Here is a 15,706-nt window from a genome sequence, read left to right as displayed (position 1 = left end):
GCCCAACGATGTAGCCCGTCGCGGAGCATGCGTTCAGCTTCAGTTGGCAACGGCGTCCCCAAGCGGCACATGTGATAGTAAGCCGCATTGAGGTTGCGCTGCAGAAATTTTGGGATTTTCGGCATCATTCAAGGGGGGTCTCAGGCAAGTAATCTTACGATACCCACTTTATATTAAAAGCTCGCTCGGTTGGTGTTCTTTCCTCAACGATAGTTGGAATCAGCAGGGTGCAGCTTTTGAAAAATCATGCGTCTGAATGCTGAAAACTTATCGTTGGTTAACTCGAGACCGACACAGGCTTAATCCCGCCTCTCTATCGGCTTGCGTTGCATCGGCACAATACCAAATATTTAAAGCATAGTCAGGGCTTTATTACTTTTGCAGTTGGTTATTTGCGCCGTAGTTAAGTCAAGCTTGTTTCTCTGGGATTGTCAAAATCAACCCGTCCAACGCATCAGTAACTTTGATTTGGCATGTTAGGCGGGAGCAAGACGCATTAGGCTCGTGTGCAAATTCAACCATATCCGGCCCCATCAAAGCCTCGGAATGCGCCCACCAATACCAGAAACTACGACCCTAAAATTGGATCAAACATAGGGGGCTTGACAATCGGCCCATTGCAAGCGGTCGCCTGAGGCTGAATTCGACAGCACCGTGTCCCTAAACCGGTCGTTCGTCTTTTCTGCAGCAACTTGGATTAACGCTGTCAAAGTCGAGGGGACATGATCCTTGGCGAAAGCGCTTCGCAAGGCGGGACCCGGCATCGCACACAGGCACCGTCTCCTCAATGCTGGTCGGGCTATGTGCAATGCACACATTTCGCGTAGGGACTTCGCCTACCACACATTTCCTTCCAAAAGGGATGATCGTCGAAATTGCGAATAGCGTGAACGCCAAGCTTGGGTTGCCGTCCGGCGCTGGTCTCGACCGGATGGTGGATCAGCGGCGGGAAATCTCCCTCAGCACAGCTTCGAGGTCCATCACATCGGCATATTTCGCATCAAGATCCGACAGGGCTTGGTCATGGGCCTTCGGCCAGCGGTCACCCACGGCTTCGCGCGCGATGATCGGGCGGAACCCGTGCTGGATCGCGTCGACGGCCGTTGCGCGGATACAGCCGCTGGTCGTCAGCCCGCAAATGATCACCGTGTCGATCCCTCCCGAGGTCAGGCGGCTGGACAGATCCGTTCCGAAGAAGCACGAGGCGTATTTCTTCACCAGCACCGAATCCGCCGGATCTCGGTCCATGCGCGGGTCGATCTCCACCCCGTCGGAGCCAAGACGCAAGTCGGATTGGCCGCCGATCTTCCGTGCCCAGAGACCGGCATCGCCTAGATCGTCGCGCTCATATCCCACAGTCGTGAACAGCACCGGTATTCCGGCGTCGCGTGCCGCACCAATCAGCCGGTTGGAGGCCGCGATGACCGTGGTCGCATCGCTTGCAAGGGGGCGCGGCGGTTCGGTGAAGGCCCGTGCCAGATCAACGACCAGCACAAGGGGTGCGCGACCGAAGCCCAGGCGGCGGCCCCAGATTTCCTGTGCGCCGCTCACAGGAAAACCGTCCCGCCATCGACAACGAGGCTCTGGCCTGTCACGAAGCGGCTGTCATCAGAGGCGAAGAAGCGCACTACGCCTGTCAGGTCATCCGGTGTCCCGGGGCGCTGGATAGCGCGACTGGCGATGAGGGCCGCGCGCTGCTCGGGCGAGACGGTCTCGCGCTCGATCTCCGTGTCGGTGGCGCCGGGAAGCACGGCGTTGACAGTGATGTTCCACCCCCCCAGTTCCCGCGCCATGCCGCGAGTCATACCGATCACGCCTGCCTTCGATGCGACGTAATGCAGGTAATTGGGCCGCCCCATCGGGACCACGGCCGAAGCGATATTGACGATGCGGCCGTGGCCCGCCTCCTTCATCGTGGGGACGGCCGAGCGCGAGGCAAGGAAGACACCCGTGAGGTTCACATCGATCACCTGCCGCCATTCCTCGACGGGGATCTCGGTGAAGGGGCGCATCTTCAGTGTCGAAAAGATCGACGCATTGTTGACCAGGATATCGAGGCGACCAAAGGCCGAAAGGGCGGTGTCGCACATGGTGCGGCAGGAGGTCTCCTCCGTCACGTCGACATGAATGGCGCGGGCCGTGCCGCCTGCCTCAGTGATCTCGGCCGCGACTGTTTCGGCGGCTTCGTGCCGGATATCGGCGACCAGAACGCTCATGCCCTCGGCCGCGAAGCGGGTCGCGAAGGCACGTCCGAGCCCCTGTCCGCCTCCGGTGACGATGACGGCCTGTCCGGCCATGCTGTGTGTGGTCATGTGATGCCCTTTCGTCAAATCAGGCTGGGAAGCCATGTGGCGATTGCGGGGAAGACGGCGATGATCACCATGCCGATGACGAAAAGCCCAACAAAGGGCCATGCCGCTCGGAATACGGTGCCGAGGCGCCCTTCGTTCCAGCCGCTCTTCAGCGCGAAAAGCGTATAGCCGAAGGGCGGCGTCATCCCGCCGACGGTGATGTTCACGAGGAACAAGAGCCAGAACCAGATCGGGTCATAGCCCATTGTCGCGATGATCGGTGTGTAGATCGGGATCACGATTAGCATCAGCGCGATCTGGTCGATGAACATGCAAAGAAGAAAGGGCAGGGCCATCAGGACGAAGAGCATGCCCCACCATCCCAGGTCCATCCCGACCACCATCTGCGTCAGCGCGGTTGCGCCTCCGGTGAAGGCGAGCAACTGGCTGAACAGCTTGGAGGAAGCCATGATCACGAGGATCATCGCCGAGATCCGTGCTGTGGCGGCAAGCGATTGCATCATCATCGGGATGCCAAGTCGTCGGTATACGGCCGCGGTCATGAGCGCGCCGATCACGCCCATTGCACCGGCCTCGGTCGGAGTGGCGATGCCCATCAGGATCAGGCCCATGACCATCATGATGACGATAGAAAAGGGGATAAGCCGGACGGCCGCCATGACGACCTGCGCCGCGCTCGGGCGGCCTGTCCCGTCCTCTTCGGGCGGGGCGAGGGCCGGGTTTCGCCAGACCCGGAAAAAAGAATAGGCAAGGAAGAGCGCAGCCAACAATAGCCCCGGCAGGATGCCTGCCACGAGAAGGCCAGCGATGGACACCCCGGCGAGTGTTCCTATGATAATGACTAGAACGCTGGGCGGGATCAAAGGCGCAAGGCTGGCCCCGGCAAGGATATTGCCGATCGAAAGGCCCGGATCGTAGCCGCGTTTGATCATGGTGGGCAGCAGCGACCGGCTGAGCATCGCGGCGACGCCCATCGCGGCCCCCGAAAGAGTGCTGAAGACTGTGGCAAGCGCAACGGCCAGAACGTATTGCCGCCCCTTCACCTGGCCTACCAGCGTGTCGATCGAGCGGAACAGGACATCCACCGCGTTTGATCGGAACAGGATCTCACCCATCAGGATGAACAGAGGGATGGTGACAAGCGCCCCGGTCGTCGTGGTGTCGTACAGGCTGTTGATGAACATGCCGTAGCCCGCCGGACCCATGATCGCGCCGACGGCGACGAGATTGACCAGCATGAAGGCGACAAAGACGGGCAAGCCGAAAGCCATGAGCGCGAGCAGAAGGCCGATGCCGACCGCGACGGCGGGAATGCCCTCAAGCATGGCGGCCCCCGTCGCCTTGCACCTCGGCGGCCGGGAAAATGGCGAGCCGGGCGAAATACAGCCCCGAGTTCAGCAAGCCATAAGTTATGACAGCCGTCAGCGCCCATTTTGGAAAGCGCACGACGGTGAGCGTGGCGGTGCCACGTTCGAACAGCACGATATTCTCCTGTAAGCTGATCCAGGCGGCCCAGAGACAGGCCGCGGACCCGGCGATCCAACCCAGCCGCAGAAGGAGCGAGCCGAGGCGCTCGGGTAGCATGTCGGGAAGGAGCGTGACCGCCACGTGACCTCCTTCGCGGGTCAGCCATGGCATCACTAGGAAGACGGAAAACAGCAGGAGAAACGATACGAAATCGCTGGCCCACATGGTCGGTGCCACGAAGAAGTACCGCATCGTGACCTCGTAGGCGTAGATCGCGACGATCAGGCCGATGGCCCCGGCTCCGAGCATGAAGCCCGCGAAGGAAATCGCGTCATGGGCAGATGCAAGCCTCGGTAAAAGCCCACCAGGGCTGTCAGTGGTCATTGCGGAAACTCCTTCGGCAAAACTGTCCCCCGGAGCTGTTCCGGAGGACAGAGAGGATTGGCCAGGCGTTAGTCAGGGTGCGATGCCCGCTTCGCGTGCCATCTCGCGGATGGTGGCGATGGCGTCAGGGCTTTGCTGCGCTGCGAGGTCCATTGCGCCGGTGTACCATGCGGTATTGAGCATCCCCATGTAATCCGCGCCAAGCTCGGTTACGGTCATGCCTTCCTGGGCAAGCGTCGCCTCTTCCTCGGCCACCACGCGGTTGAAGTTCTCGACAGCCATCGCCTCGTACTCTTCGGCAACGCGCGAGATCAGGGCCTGGGTGTCGGCGTCGAGCCCGTTCCAGGTGTCGAGGCTCATGAAGACCGGGTGGCCTACCTGTCCGAAGGAGGGGCGCATCATGTAGTCGGCCACTTCGAACCAGCGGAAGCCAACGGCACCCACGGTCGGCCAAGCCGCGCCATCGACGACGCCGCGCTCGAGCGCCGGGTAGATCTCGTTGCCGGGCAGAACCACTGGCGCGCCGCCAAGCGCCTCGATGATCGGATGATAGATCGGGGTGCCCCGGATACGGCGACCGGCCAGTGCGTCCTCGCCCAGCGGCTCCTTAAGCATGATGTGATAGCCGTTCAGGTCATAGAGGACGGCGATGAGCTTCAGGCCGCGTTCCTGGTAGTGCTGATCCACGAAATCCCAGATGCCGGCCTCGCGCAGTTCAGCCGCAGTGCCGTCCATCGCATCAAGCGACATGCCGACGGCCGTGTCGTTGTAGTGATAGGCGCCATTCGTGAAGAGCATGTCGAAAAGGCCACGCGACACCGGGTCGAGCTGCTCGAAGGGCGGGATGGTTTCCGGGCCGAGCCGCGTGAGGCTGAGGGATCCGCCGGATTCCTCTTCAAGCAATGCGAGGAATGGGTCGAGAACCTCGGTCACGGGTGCGTAGCTTTCTCCCCAACTGCTGAGCACGCGCATGTCCTGTGCTTGCGCCGCGAAAGGCAGGACTGTCGCCGCGACGGCTACGCCCTGCAGAAGCATCTTGATAGAATTCATTTCTTTCTCCCTATGAACGGGGCAGGTTTCCGCACGCCCCTTTGATTTTGTGCCAAGCTTTTGTCGAAGGCGGCGCAGATCTGCTTGGCCCGGTCACGCCGCCTATCCTCGATGTGTGGTCACCGTCCATCGTCGTCGTCAGTTCTTCGCAGGGTGATCGACAGGTCGCCCTTTTGCAGCGAGATCGTCTTTCGGTGTTCCATCCGGGCAAGACGGGCGACAAGATCTATGATTGTGCTGGCCGAGAGGCTGTCCTCGGTGGGCGGCGGGAGTTGCCGGACACGCGTGACGGCATCGGCGTCGACATAGGCCCGAAGGATCAGCTCATCGTCCGACAGGCCGGGGAAATCGCGGCGCAGCTCGGCAAGGCTCGGTTCGGGATGATCCTGCGCCGCGATTTCGCGAGCGCGCGGTCGGTCGAGGATGCGGTCGCGGATGTCGGGGTCCATGTGGTCGAGTGCCTCTCGCCCCCACAGGCCAAGGGCATACTGGATGGACTGGTCCGTGACCTGCGCGTAACGATCGCCGGTGATCACGTTCACGGCGGCCTGGGTTCCGACAAATTGCGACAAAGGTGTGATCATGATCGGATAACCGTAATCGGCACGGACCCTTGCGGCTTCCTCCAAGACCTCGGGAAAACGGTCCGACATCCCGACTTTTTCCAGCTGGTAATAAAGGTTGGAGATCATGCCGCCGGGTACCTGGTGCTCGTAGATCGTTGCATCGAAGGCGCTGGGCTGGCCGATCGCAAACCCGTCACGCCGGGCTATACGTTCAAGAAAGGCAGAGGTCCGTTCGATTGGCTCCATGGAAAGAGGCACGTCGAACCCTGCTGCCCTGAGGTTATGACAGACCGCGGTGACGGACGGCTGGGACGAGCCATCGGCCAGCGGCGGAACCGCAGTGTGGATGTGGCGGATGCCCAGTTCGGCGGCCCGCTGCACATTGTAGCTGGCCAGCCCGTTGTTGCAGTGGGCGTGAAACTCAACCGGGATGTCGCCTGCGGCCTCCAGGACCCGCGGCACCAGCTCGGCCATGCGTTCGGGCGTCATCAACCCGCCGACATCCTTGAGGCACAGCCGCCAGGGCCTAAGGCTGGCGGCCTTTGCGACGCGCTCCATGAAATAGGCATCGGTATGGCGGGGCGAGACCGAGTATACGATGTTGACCACGCTCTCCATGCCCATGGCGCGCAACCCGTCATGTTCTTCGCGCAGGGTGTCGAAATCGTTCCACGGGTCCGAGATGCGGGCCACCGTGATGCCGTTGTCGATGACGCGTTGCACCAGTAGCTTGCCGATCGCCTCGGGCACCTTGCCCAGCCCGCTGCGGTACCCGGCGTGAAGGCGCAGGGGCGTCTGGCAGGCCTTGCGTGCGCCAAAGCGCAGCCACTGGAACGGATCCTCGTCGAGATCGCGGATCATCTTCTTGATCTGGACGACAGGGACGAAGAATTCCATCGCCTCGAAGCCGGCTTGGTCAAGCTGTTCCAGCGCGGTGAGCATGGTGCCCGTGCGCATATTGAGCGCCCAAAGGCTTTGCTGGCCGTCGCGCAAGGTGGTGTCGATCAGGTGGATGCGCGGTGCCATGCCTGTCGTCACTCCGTGTCCGACCGGACCAAGAAGAGCCTTTGGCCGAATTCGACGCCGGCGGTGTTCTCGACAAGGCGGCGGGTGATCCTGCCTGAACAGCCTGCCTTGACGTCGATGAAGGTTTTCATCACCTCGATAAGGCCAACAGTCGTTTCCGGCGTCACGCGATCGCCGATGTCGATGAACGGCGAAGCCTCTGGGTCGGGGGCAATGTAGAAGGTGCCCACGACAGGTGCAGTGATCACGGTCTGTCCCACTGTTTCGCCCTCGGTGTCGTTGGCCTGCAGGGGCGCGGTAACAGTCGTTGTGCCAACCGCCGCGGCGGTAGTTTGCGCCTCGCCAGCTGCGGCGGCGGACGAGGCTTGACCCTCAGCCCTCATCTCTTTCTGCGCCAGTGTCAGGGCAGGGGCCGGCGCGGTAGGGGGAGCGAGTGCGTTCGGCTGATGCGTGCCTGACTTGCTGGCGAACAGATGCAGGTCGCCGATCCGCAATTCGATGCTGTCGAAGGCCGATCCCTCGATCACCTCGAGGATCTGCGCTAGCTCCCGTGGCGCCAGGCCACCATGGCTTTCGTCGTTCATGCTCTACGGCCTCTCCTCCCAGGGCGTCCGTCGGCGAGAGGTGGCGAGGTCAAAACTCATCCGTCCAGGCAGTGCGTTGCACAACGCTGCCGTTCGAGCCAAAGCGGCCCGCTACGAAGATTGCCCCGAGATTTCCTCCCTTTGAAGGAGCGGCCCGCAGACCGTCCCCACCCATAATCGTTACTGAACAGGAAGCGCACCTGTCAATACATTAGATATCTTACTTTCGTGTCGTGCGGCGCGGGGAAGGGGTGGCATCACGCCTGTCTGAGCTGCGCCAATTCTGCGCGGATCTCCTCGCCGTGTTCATCGAGAATCGGCGGCGGGCGCACCTCCTTTTCCGGCTGTCCGTCGAAGTTGTAGGGGGCGCGGACCGTCGTGAAGCGACCCAGTTCGCGCGAAGGGGCGCTGATCTTGATACCGAGATGACGGGCTTGAGGATCCTCCAGGGCCTCGTCGGCCTCGTAGGCCGGAGCATGGGGTACTTCCTGTTCGAGGAGGCGGTCACACCACTCGTCGCGCGACCTCGTGCGGAAGACCGGAGTGAAATGGGCGATCAGTGCGTCTTGGTGCTTTACCCGCTCGAGTCGTTCGGAAAAGCGGGAATCATCGGCCAAATGTTCCTGACCCGTTGCGCGTAACAGCCCCTCCCAGAATTTTGGTGGCGACGACAGGTGCAAGGCCACCCATTTTCCATCCGCACATTCGAAAGTGTAGCTTTGCGAAACGACCGGGCGCGAGAGCGGGCCCATCACCTCGCCGGCCGAGAAGTGATGGGTGAAGCTGTCCAGGTTGAAATGGTACATCGCCTCGAGCATAGAGATGTCGATGCGTCGGCCGCGGCCGGTTTGCGCCCGTTCCAGCAAGGCGGCGAGACAGGCCATGGCGGCGTATTGGCCGGTGACCGCATCCGCTATGGCCGGGCCGATGACGCGCGGCGCATCAGGCGGTGTCAGAAGGCGCAGATAGCCGCTGGCCCCTTGCGCTACGGTGTCGAAGGCGGGCCGATCGCGCGCCGGACCGGAGGTGCCGAAGCCCGAGATCGCGCAATACACGAGATCAGGGCGATGCCGGCGGAGATCTTCTTCGCCTGCGCCGAGTTTCTCGGCCACGCCGGGGCGGAAATTCTGGATGAAGACATCGGCGGAGGCGACCAGCTCGTGAAGCGTGGTCCTCCCCTCCGCCGTCTTGGTATCCAGCGCGATGGATCGCTTGTTGCGATTATAGGTCTGGAAATGCGGGGAATAGAGCCCCCCCTTGAAGGCGCGGAACGGGTCACCCGTTCCAGGTTGCTCGACCTTAACGACATCCGCGCCAAGATCGGCGAGGTGCATCGCCGCCGCAGGGCCGGTGATATAGGTGCCGATTTCGACGACGCGGATGCCCGACAGGATCCTGACCATCAGGTTACTCCCCGGCCGCTGCGTCTTCTGGCGACGCGGGGCCGTCATAGGCGATCGCCTCGTCGGCCTTGTGGGACATGATGAACCCGATGGACCGCCGCGTCTCTTCGAAGAGATGCGCGGAAAGGCCGCCTGCGCGCGCGATGAGCGGTATGGCTTTCATCGCACCCTGCGGCCATCCTGCATCCAGCATGCAGGCCGGGATCGCCCCCGACACGTTCACCGGCAGGGGGCGTTCCATGATGGGTCCTGCGTGCTGACCCAGCAGCCTGAGCGCCGTGACATGGCGACCCGCAAGGCCCAGGTCAGCTGCGATGGCCAGTAGCCGGTCCGCACGCGGGTCGCCCGCACTGTGCTGCGGATGGCCAAGGCCGGGCACCTTGCGGCGCGCGGCCTTGTGCTCGTGCAGGCTGGCGATGACGGTAGTCTCGAGGTCGTCATCGTCCCCGGCGCGGGCAACAAGATCGGCCAGGTAGTTGCCAGCGATCTCGGAGCTTCCGGCCACCACGCTGCCCATGCCCAGCAATCCTGCCGCCATCGCCCCTTGCCAAGCCTCGGGGGCGGCGGCCAGCGTCATCCGGGCCGCCTGCACCGAGGGGACGAGCCCATGTTCGGCAATCGCTACAAGGCACGCATCCGTCATCGCGCTTTGGGTCTTGTCGGGCGTCTCGCCCGTCACAAGCAGCCAGAAATAATCCGTGAAGGTGGTCTTGCCGATCAGATCCGCACAAAGGTCATGTCCACGGATGGTGACGCTCTCGGCATCCGACGTCGCTATGGCCGTGAAGGCCTGTGATTGCTTGCCGATCCGCATCGGTTCCTCCTCGTATTGATGTACTGTCGCACGGCGACGTTCCTCTGGTGACGAAGGGTTTAGAGGCGCGCAGGCCTCGGCGCAAGAGCCCGCCTCTTGGTCCGATGCTGTTGATCAGGCCTCCTCGTGTCGGCGCAGTCCGAGCATCGCGCGCGCCTCGGCCCATGTAGCGACGGGGCGCTCGTTCTTGTGACAGATCTCGACCGCGCGGCGGACAAGGGCGGCGTTCGAGGGCGCAAGCCGGTCGCGGTCGAGCCGCACATTGTCCTCCAGCCCCGTGCGGACATGGCCGCCCGCAGCGATCGCCCATTCGTTCAGCGTCAGCTGGTGCTGGCAGATGCCCGCCGCGCACCACGGGGCATCAGGGCCGAAGAGGCGATGGACGGTCTTGATGTAGAAATCGAAGACCTCGCGGTCCACGGGCATGGCATTTTCCACGCCCATGACGAATTGGACATAGGGCGTCCCCGCCAGCTGGCCCTTGTCGGCCATTTCCTTGGCTTTCAGGATATGGCTGAGGTCGAAAGCCTCGATCTCGGGCTTCACATCATGGGCCAGCATCTCGGTGGCGAGCCAATCAACGAGATCGGGCGGGGTTTCATAGACCCGCGTGGGGAAGTTGTTGGAGCCGACGCTGAGCGAGGCCATGTCGGGGCGCAAGGGCAGCATGGCACCGCGCGCTTGACCCGCGCCCGAGCGCCCCCCGGTCGAGAACTGGATGATCATGCCGGGGCAGTGTTTTTCGAGCCCTTCCTTCAGCCGCGCAAATTTCTCGGCGTCGGAGGAGGGGGTTTCGTCGTCGTTCCTGACATGGGCATGGACGATGGCGGCCCCGGCCTCGAAGGCCTCGTGGGTCGATTCCACCTGTTCCGAAACGCTGATCGGCACGGCGGAATTGTTCGCCTTGGTGGGCAAAGAGCCTGTGATGGCGACACAGATGGTGCAGGGATTGGTCATGTGACGCCTTCCTCCGATCTGTTCATTCGGGTTCCTCGCGCCTACAGGGTTGAAAAGGGTTTCAACCGCCGGTCTCGGTCATGCCTGCCTGCATCTCCTTGGAGTAACCGGGCAGGACGCGGGCATCGATCACCACCGCATGACCTTCGCGCCACAGCGCGATGGCATGCCTGATCGCATCGACAAGGGCCGCGGGGGTCTCGACCGGGCCGAACCCCCGCAAACCCTGCGCGCGCGCGATGGCCGCGATGTCGATGTCCGGGCCGGTGATGGCCTGTCCGATGGCCTTGTTTTCCACCGGCCGGTCGCGCATCCGGGCGACTTTTTCCTGGTGGACCTCGTCGTTGAAGAAAGAGCGGTTGTTGCAGACCACCGCGATCATCGGCACCTTGTAGCGAGCCGCGGTCCAAAGGGCGGAATTGCCCATCATCACGTCCCCGTCGCCAAGCACTGCCACCGGGATGCGCGCCGTGTCGCGCAGCGCAAGGGCCGCGCCGATCAGCATGCCCGGCCCCGAGGCGATGCCCGCCCCGCCGTCGTAGCCAAGGTAGTCGAGCGGATGGCGGAAGGGGCGCGCGGCCCCGTCCCAACCCAGCGGAAGGCGCACGAAGCACGGGGTTTCCCCCGCGAAGCCATGGGCGATGGCAGCCGAAAGGCCGGACATGTCCATTGCCGTCACGCCCTCGTCGGGTAGCGGCGGAAGCACCGCCGCTGCCGCCTCCCTCGCACCGGGTGTGGGTGTCAGGCCCATGGCCTTGCACAGCGCCGCGATAACCGCGTCGGGCAGGCAGGCCATGTGCAGATCGGGCTGGGCGTAGCCCATGTGGTCGAGGCTTGCGCCACTGGCGAGCTGGTGGTCGAGCGAGATTTCGACGACGAAGCGGGTGTCAGCGCCCGGTGTGACGCCCGCCTCGGCAAGCGTCCCGGCCAGATCGACCCAGTCGAAGGCGACGATCAGATCGGCCTCGGCCAAAGCCCGGCGCGGCGCTTCGGCGATGAAAAAGGCAGGCGGTCCGATATGTGCCGGATGGTCGGTCGGGAAGCTGGCCCCGGTCTTGATATCGGTGATCACACTGGCGCCTACGGCGTCTGCCAGCGCGACGCGGGCGTCCCAATCCGCCGTGCTGCGCGACACCCTGCCCATGAGGAACACAGGCCGCTCGGCTTCGGCCAGCCGCGCAAGAAGCCAGGCCAGGTCTGCCTCGGCGGGAGGCGGCGGGGTCGGAACGGCCGGTGTCGCGACGCGGCGTGGGGGCAGGCCTTTGGGGACCGGATCTTCCTGCACGCTCACATCGAGGCAGACATAGGTGGGGGCCATCGGGGCGGTGCGGGTGATCGCATTGGCGCGGTGCATCGCGTTGAGCGTGGCCGACAGGCTGATCGGCTGGTCATCCCATTTCACGAAGCCCCGCACGAGTACCCCCTGGTCGCGCGCGGTGTGGATCCAGTCGATCCAGGGCCGCCGCCGCGCGGCATCTAGCGGGCCGGTTGCCCCGAGGATGAACATCGGCACCCGGTCGCACCAGGCGTTGTAGATCGCCATGGAGGCATGCATCAGCCCGACGTTGGAATGCAGGATTACCGCCATCGGCTCTGCCGTCACCTTGGCCCAGCCATGGGCGATGGACACGGCATGCTCCTCATGCAGGCACAAAAGGATTTGCGGATCGCGGTTGCCGAGGTGATTGACGAGGCTGTCATGCAGGCCGCGAAAGCTCGAACCGGGGTTGAGGGCGACATGGCGAAAGCCCATGTCCCGCAGGGTCTCGGCGATGCGGTCGCTGCCCCAGTCGGGAGATGCCAGGAACGGCACCGGGGTTTCGACGGAACGGGGGTCGGATGTCATCGGGAAGCTTCCTTCTGGGTCGGGCCGGCCGCCTGCGTCAGAGCGCGCCAAATGATCCGGAGCAGCAGGGCTTTCCAAGACCTGCGCGGCTCGGTATTCTTTGCGAGTGAAGTGATGGAATCGGCAGAGCTTTGAAAGATCACAGGGGTCAGGACCTTCCGGCGGAGTTGCCGTCGACGCAATATGCGCAGGAGCGGGTCGCGCATCTTGTCCGGCTTTGCGCGCGCGGGTTCAACCGTTCGTTGGCGCGAAGGCTGGCGGAGCATGGCATTCCCTTTGGACAATGGGTTTTCCTGCGCATCCTGTGGAAGCAGGAAGGGCTGACCCAGAAGGAACTGAGCGAGATGGCCAGCCTCACCGAGCCCACGGTTCACAGCGCGCTGACCAAGCTCGAAAAGGCCGACATTATTGAGCGGTGCACCGAAGATGGCAATCGGCGCAAACAGCATGTCTACCTCACGCGGAAGGGCCGGGACCTTCAGGCCGTTCTTGAGCCGCTGGCCGTGGACGCCAACGAGGTTGCGCTGACCGGGATCGCGCCCGAAGATCGGCAGGTTCTGCATGATCTCTTGATCACGATCCTTGAAAATCTCGCGCGGGACGAGGCCGAAGCCGAGGAGGCGGGCATCCGTATTCCGCCGACACGCGGCTTCGCGGTCTGAGCGCATCGCCCGGTTACCCCGCCAGCTCGGCAAGCCGTGCCCTCAGCCTGGACATCGGCATCACCTCGCGGATCGGAAGATCGCTTTCGCCCGCTTCGGGCGCAACGCTGAGGCCTTCGCCGTCCCAATGCCACCAGTAGACGATCTCACCGGCGCGGTTGCGGATCGGAAGGCGGAAGAGCGGAAAGGCGCGGGCACCCTCAGGCAGAGGCGCATGACCGATCGCCCGGGCCTTCGCTCCCTCCTCCGAGAGCGCGCGCGACAGTTCCACCATAGCGGTGAAGGCGGTGTCGCCACGGGCGATCTCTGCTGCCGACAGGGTGCCACCAACAGGCGCGATGGCGCGGACCACGTCCGGGTAGGGGGCGCGGACATGGGTGACCTGCAGGTGCCTCGGCCCTGCTTCTGTTGCGATTTCGAGGATGTCGCCGGGGGCGAGCAGAACCGGTCTGGCCTCGGGGCCTTGCTGGACGTGCGCGATCATCGGGACCTCACAGGGAATAGGCTTCGTAGCTGGCGGGGTGGAAGATCTCTTCGACCTTCAGGCGACGCTTCGACAGGCCCTGCCGGTGATGCATGTCGAGGAAGGTGTCGAGCACGTGCTCGTTGCCCGGCACCCCGTATGTCCATAGGTTGCGACCGATCAGCTGTCGCGCCTGGCTCAGCGTGTCCTCGACGAATGGCATGGTTACCTTGGTGGCCGAAGTATCTGCCAACGCGGTCTCGGCCATCGTTTTAGCCTGGGTGAAGCCCTTGAGCAACGCGCCGGGCAGCCAGGGGTTCTGATCTGCGATGGTCCGGCGGATGCCCAGCACATGCATGATGGGGAAGATGCCCGTGCGCTCGTAGTGCTCCGAGGCGGCCCGGATGCCGTCGGCGAAAAGGCGACCGACATGGGGGTGACCTTCGTCGAAACAGGCCAAAGAGCGGGGGCCGATGAAGCCGTCGATCTCGCCCGCGCGCAGCATCGCGTCGAGCGTGGTATCCTCGGGCGCCGACATGACCGTGACATCCTCGGGCAGATCGACCTTGATCTTCTCGGGGCGGCCCGGCGCATGCATACCGCCGCGGACCCATTCGATATCCGAGGGTTTGACGCCGTAGTCCTCGAGGATACCACGCGCCCAGACATTCGCCGTCAATTGCCATTCGGCGATGCCGATGCGGCGTCCCTTCAGGTCCTCGGGGCCGGTGATCCCCTTGTCGGTGCGGATGTAGATCGAGGAGTGCCGGAAGGCGCGCGACAGGAACACGGGCACCGCCACGTAGGGCGAGGCCTCCTCGGCGGTCTTCACGCAATAGGAGGAAAAGGACAGTTCCGAGATGTCGAACGCCTCGTGCCGGAAGGCGCGGAAGAACATCTCCTCGGGCGAGAGGAGCTGCGTGACGGGCGTGACCCCGTCGATCTGCACGCGACCGTCATGAATCGGCCGCGTTCTGTCATAATCGCCCATCGCCAGGGACAGCGTCAGTTTGGCCATGTATTTTCCTCCCGGTTCCTGTTCGTCTTGGGTGTCATTGGTGGTGCAACGTCACCCGGCCGCCGGTTTCGGCGCTGTGCAGGATGGCGTGACAGATCTCGAGACTGGCGCGGCCCCAGCCGTCGCTTTGGGCCGGGCGCGCGCCCCGGCCGCGCAAAAGCGCGTGAAGCCCCGCCAGCACCGGCGCGCGTGGCGCGGGGGCGGGCGGGGCGGGGACGAGGCCGCGCTCGACATTGCCCCAGATCTCGACGCCATCGGCAACCAGCCTGAGATCGGCGTCATCGCAGCTGATGGTGACGGGGCCGAAATGCTCGGCGTGGGGCGCCGGCGGCGGGGCCTCGACCGCGCCATAGGTGCGGCCGGATTTCAGCCGCGCCTCCTCCTCCGGCGTGCGGACCGTCGCAAGCGCGCGCCGGGCCTTGCCATAGGCGTCAGCGGCTTTGGGATGGCCCAGTTCCCCGACATCGCCCATCAGCACATCGCTGTCGAAATGGGCATAGCCCGAGTAGGTGAGCGTGGCGAAGCCGCCCCCCTCGAAGCCCACCAGCGCGCTATAGGCCCCTTCGGTCGGGCGTGTGCGATCCCACGCGCCGGTCATGGCCATGACATGGGTGGCGCGCGCGCCCATCAGGAGGCGCATCACGTCCACCTGGTGCACTGCCTGGCTGAAGAGGACCCCGCCCCCCTGCGCGGTGTCCAGTTCCTCGGGGCGGCGGGGCCGGTAGAGGAAATCCGTGTAGTTGAAGGCATGGAGCATCCGCACCTTGCCATAGGCGCCCGAAGCGATCAGCTCGGCAGCCTTCAGAACGGGCTGGTCGAAACTGTGGCTCGGTCCGGTCAGAAGCTGCACCCCGGCCCGCCGCGCCGCGGCGACGATGGCGTTGGCATCCTCCATCGACACGGCGAGCGGCTTTTCGATCAGCAGGTGCTTGCCGCGTGCCGCGAGGATCTCTGCATGTTCGCGGTGCATCTGGTGGGGCGTGGCGATATAGACCGCCTCGACCTCGGGATCGTCTGCCAGATCGGCCACGGTCGCATGCCCGCGCCCGCCGAACTCCGCCTCGAAGGCGGCGCGGCTTTCGGCGCGCGGCGCCGCACAGGCCACGAGGCGGACATGCGGATCAACGCGCAGGCTGGGCAGGGTCAGCATGAAG

At 63.9% G+C, this 15,706-nt stretch carries 15 protein-coding genes and 1 pseudogene; 1 reads left to right on the top strand and 15 read right to left on the bottom strand.

The window, feature by feature from the left end:
- Positions 1-408: 408 nt before the first annotated feature.
- The 12 genes and pseudogenes from RYZ18_RS13530 to RYZ18_RS13475 form a co-directional block, all read right to left on the bottom strand.
- A pseudogene (locus RYZ18_RS13530) lies at positions 409-534 on the bottom strand (2Fe-2S ferredoxin); the annotation flags it as partial.
- A gap of 405 nt (positions 535-939) precedes the next feature.
- Entirely contained in the window at positions 940-1,551 is a 612-nt protein-coding gene (locus RYZ18_RS13525) for an isochorismatase family protein (protein WP_317657404.1), read from the bottom strand.
- Positions 1,548-2,312, bottom strand: a complete 765-nt coding sequence (locus tag RYZ18_RS13520) for a 3-oxoacyl-ACP reductase family protein (protein ID WP_317657403.1) — start codon at positions 2,310-2,312, stop codon at positions 1,548-1,550. Before RYZ18_RS13520 ends, RYZ18_RS13525 begins: the two co-directional genes overlap by 4 nt.
- A gap of 14 nt (positions 2,313-2,326) precedes the next feature.
- Positions 2,327-3,637 carry a TRAP transporter large permease subunit gene (locus tag RYZ18_RS13515; RefSeq protein ID WP_317657402.1) on the bottom strand — a complete coding sequence of 437 codons (1,311 nt, stop codon included), beginning with the start codon at positions 3,635-3,637 and terminating at the stop codon, positions 2,327-2,329.
- Positions 3,630-4,163: a TRAP transporter small permease gene (locus tag RYZ18_RS13510; protein WP_317657401.1), complete on the bottom strand. Its 534-nt coding sequence runs from the start codon at positions 4,161-4,163 to the stop codon at positions 3,630-3,632. The genes RYZ18_RS13515 and RYZ18_RS13510 overlap by 8 nt, the downstream gene beginning before the upstream one ends.
- 72 nt (positions 4,164-4,235) lie before the next feature.
- Positions 4,236-5,213, bottom strand: a complete 978-nt coding sequence (gene dctP / locus RYZ18_RS13505; RefSeq protein WP_317657400.1) for a TRAP transporter substrate-binding protein DctP — start codon at positions 5,211-5,213, stop codon at positions 4,236-4,238.
- A 119-nt stretch (positions 5,214-5,332) separates the two neighbouring features.
- A complete protein-coding gene (locus RYZ18_RS13500) occupies positions 5,333-6,805 on the bottom strand; it encodes a hypothetical protein (protein ID WP_317657399.1) in 1,473 nt (490 codons plus the stop codon).
- Between the two features lie 8 nt (positions 6,806-6,813).
- Complete coding sequence (locus RYZ18_RS13495) at positions 6,814-7,389, bottom strand: acetyl-CoA carboxylase biotin carboxyl carrier protein (protein WP_317657398.1); 576 nt, start codon at positions 7,387-7,389, stop codon at positions 6,814-6,816.
- Between the two features lie 257 nt (positions 7,390-7,646).
- Complete coding sequence (locus tag RYZ18_RS13490; RefSeq protein WP_317657397.1) at positions 7,647-8,792, bottom strand: CoA transferase; 1,146 nt, start codon at positions 8,790-8,792, stop codon at positions 7,647-7,649.
- 4 nt (positions 8,793-8,796) lie between these two features.
- Entirely contained in the window at positions 8,797-9,606 is an 810-nt protein-coding gene (locus tag RYZ18_RS13485; protein ID WP_317657396.1) for a citryl-CoA lyase, read from the bottom strand.
- 114 nt (positions 9,607-9,720) lie between these two features.
- A complete protein-coding gene (locus tag RYZ18_RS13480) occupies positions 9,721-10,563 on the bottom strand; it encodes a 3-keto-5-aminohexanoate cleavage protein (RefSeq protein WP_317657395.1) in 843 nt (280 codons plus the stop codon).
- 61 nt (positions 10,564-10,624) lie between these two features.
- The gene (locus RYZ18_RS13475; protein WP_317657394.1) at positions 10,625-12,409 is read right to left on the bottom strand and encodes a thiamine pyrophosphate-binding protein; all 1,785 of its coding nucleotides are present in this window, start codon (positions 12,407-12,409) and stop codon (positions 10,625-10,627) included.
- Positions 12,410-12,540: 131 nt separating this feature from the next.
- On the opposite strand from RYZ18_RS13475, the gene RYZ18_RS13470 reads away from it, so the two are divergent.
- Complete coding sequence (locus RYZ18_RS13470) at positions 12,541-13,071, top strand: MarR family winged helix-turn-helix transcriptional regulator (RefSeq protein WP_317657393.1); 531 nt, start codon at positions 12,541-12,543, stop codon at positions 13,069-13,071.
- A gap of 13 nt (positions 13,072-13,084) precedes the next feature.
- Here RYZ18_RS13470 and RYZ18_RS13465 read toward each other — a convergent pair whose 3' ends face one another.
- The 3 genes from RYZ18_RS13465 to RYZ18_RS13455 are packed head-to-tail and all read right to left on the bottom strand — an operon-like array spanning position 13,085 to position 15,702.
- Positions 13,085-13,555 carry a hypothetical protein gene (locus RYZ18_RS13465; RefSeq protein WP_317657392.1) on the bottom strand — a complete coding sequence of 157 codons (471 nt, stop codon included), beginning with the start codon at positions 13,553-13,555 and terminating at the stop codon, positions 13,085-13,087.
- Positions 13,556-13,562: 7 nt separating this feature from the next.
- Complete coding sequence (locus RYZ18_RS13460) at positions 13,563-14,552, bottom strand: ABC transporter substrate-binding protein (RefSeq protein ID WP_317657391.1); 990 nt, start codon at positions 14,550-14,552, stop codon at positions 13,563-13,565.
- Between the two features lie 34 nt (positions 14,553-14,586).
- Positions 14,587-15,702, bottom strand: a complete 1,116-nt coding sequence (locus RYZ18_RS13455) for a Gfo/Idh/MocA family protein (protein WP_411567126.1) — start codon at positions 15,700-15,702, stop codon at positions 14,587-14,589.
- Positions 15,703-15,706: the final 4 nt, after the last annotated feature.

It is taken from the genome of Roseovarius sp. 10 (assembly GCF_033100315.1).
Classification (GTDB): Bacteria; Pseudomonadota; Alphaproteobacteria; order Rhodobacterales; family Rhodobacteraceae; genus M30B80.
Note: the sequence above shows the minus strand (reverse complement) of the source record. Positions and strands in the feature narration are given on the sequence as shown.

What these genes read in the sequence shown, in the direction of transcription:
- RYZ18_RS13520 (WP_317657403.1), bottom strand. Translation starts at nt 2,312, where the DNA reads ATGACCACACACAGCATGGCCGGACAGGCCGTCATCGTCACCGGAGGC.
- RYZ18_RS13515 (WP_317657402.1), bottom strand. Translation starts at nt 3,637, where the DNA reads ATGCTTGAGGGCATTCCCGCCGTCGCGGTCGGCATCGGCCTTCTGCTC.
- RYZ18_RS13510 (WP_317657401.1), bottom strand. Translation starts at nt 4,163, where the DNA reads ATGACCACTGACAGCCCTGGTGGGCTTTTACCGAGGCTTGCATCTGCC.
- dctP (WP_317657400.1), bottom strand. Translation starts at nt 5,213, where the DNA reads ATGAATTCTATCAAGATGCTTCTGCAGGGCGTAGCCGTCGCGGCGACA.
- RYZ18_RS13500 (WP_317657399.1), bottom strand. Translation starts at nt 6,805, where the DNA reads ATGGCACCGCGCATCCACCTGATCGACACCACCTTGCGCGACGGCCAG.
- RYZ18_RS13495 (WP_317657398.1), bottom strand. Translation starts at nt 7,389, where the DNA reads ATGAACGACGAAAGCCATGGTGGCCTGGCGCCACGGGAGCTAGCGCAG.
- RYZ18_RS13490 (WP_317657397.1), bottom strand. Translation starts at nt 8,792, where the DNA reads ATGGTCAGGATCCTGTCGGGCATCCGCGTCGTCGAAATCGGCACCTAT.
- RYZ18_RS13485 (WP_317657396.1), bottom strand. Translation starts at nt 9,606, where the DNA reads ATGCGGATCGGCAAGCAATCACAGGCCTTCACGGCCATAGCGACGTCG.
- RYZ18_RS13480 (WP_317657395.1), bottom strand. Translation starts at nt 10,563, where the DNA reads ATGACCAATCCCTGCACCATCTGTGTCGCCATCACAGGCTCTTTGCCC.
- RYZ18_RS13475 (WP_317657394.1), bottom strand. Translation starts at nt 12,409, where the DNA reads ATGACATCCGACCCCCGTTCCGTCGAAACCCCGGTGCCGTTCCTGGCA.
- RYZ18_RS13465 (WP_317657392.1), bottom strand. Translation starts at nt 13,555, where the DNA reads ATGATCGCGCACGTCCAGCAAGGCCCCGAGGCCAGACCGGTTCTGCTC.
- RYZ18_RS13460 (WP_317657391.1), bottom strand. Translation starts at nt 14,552, where the DNA reads ATGGCCAAACTGACGCTGTCCCTGGCGATGGGCGATTATGACAGAACG.
- RYZ18_RS13455 (WP_411567126.1), bottom strand. Translation starts at nt 15,702, where the DNA reads ATGCTGACCCTGCCCAGCCTGCGCGTTGATCCGCATGTCCGCCTCGTG.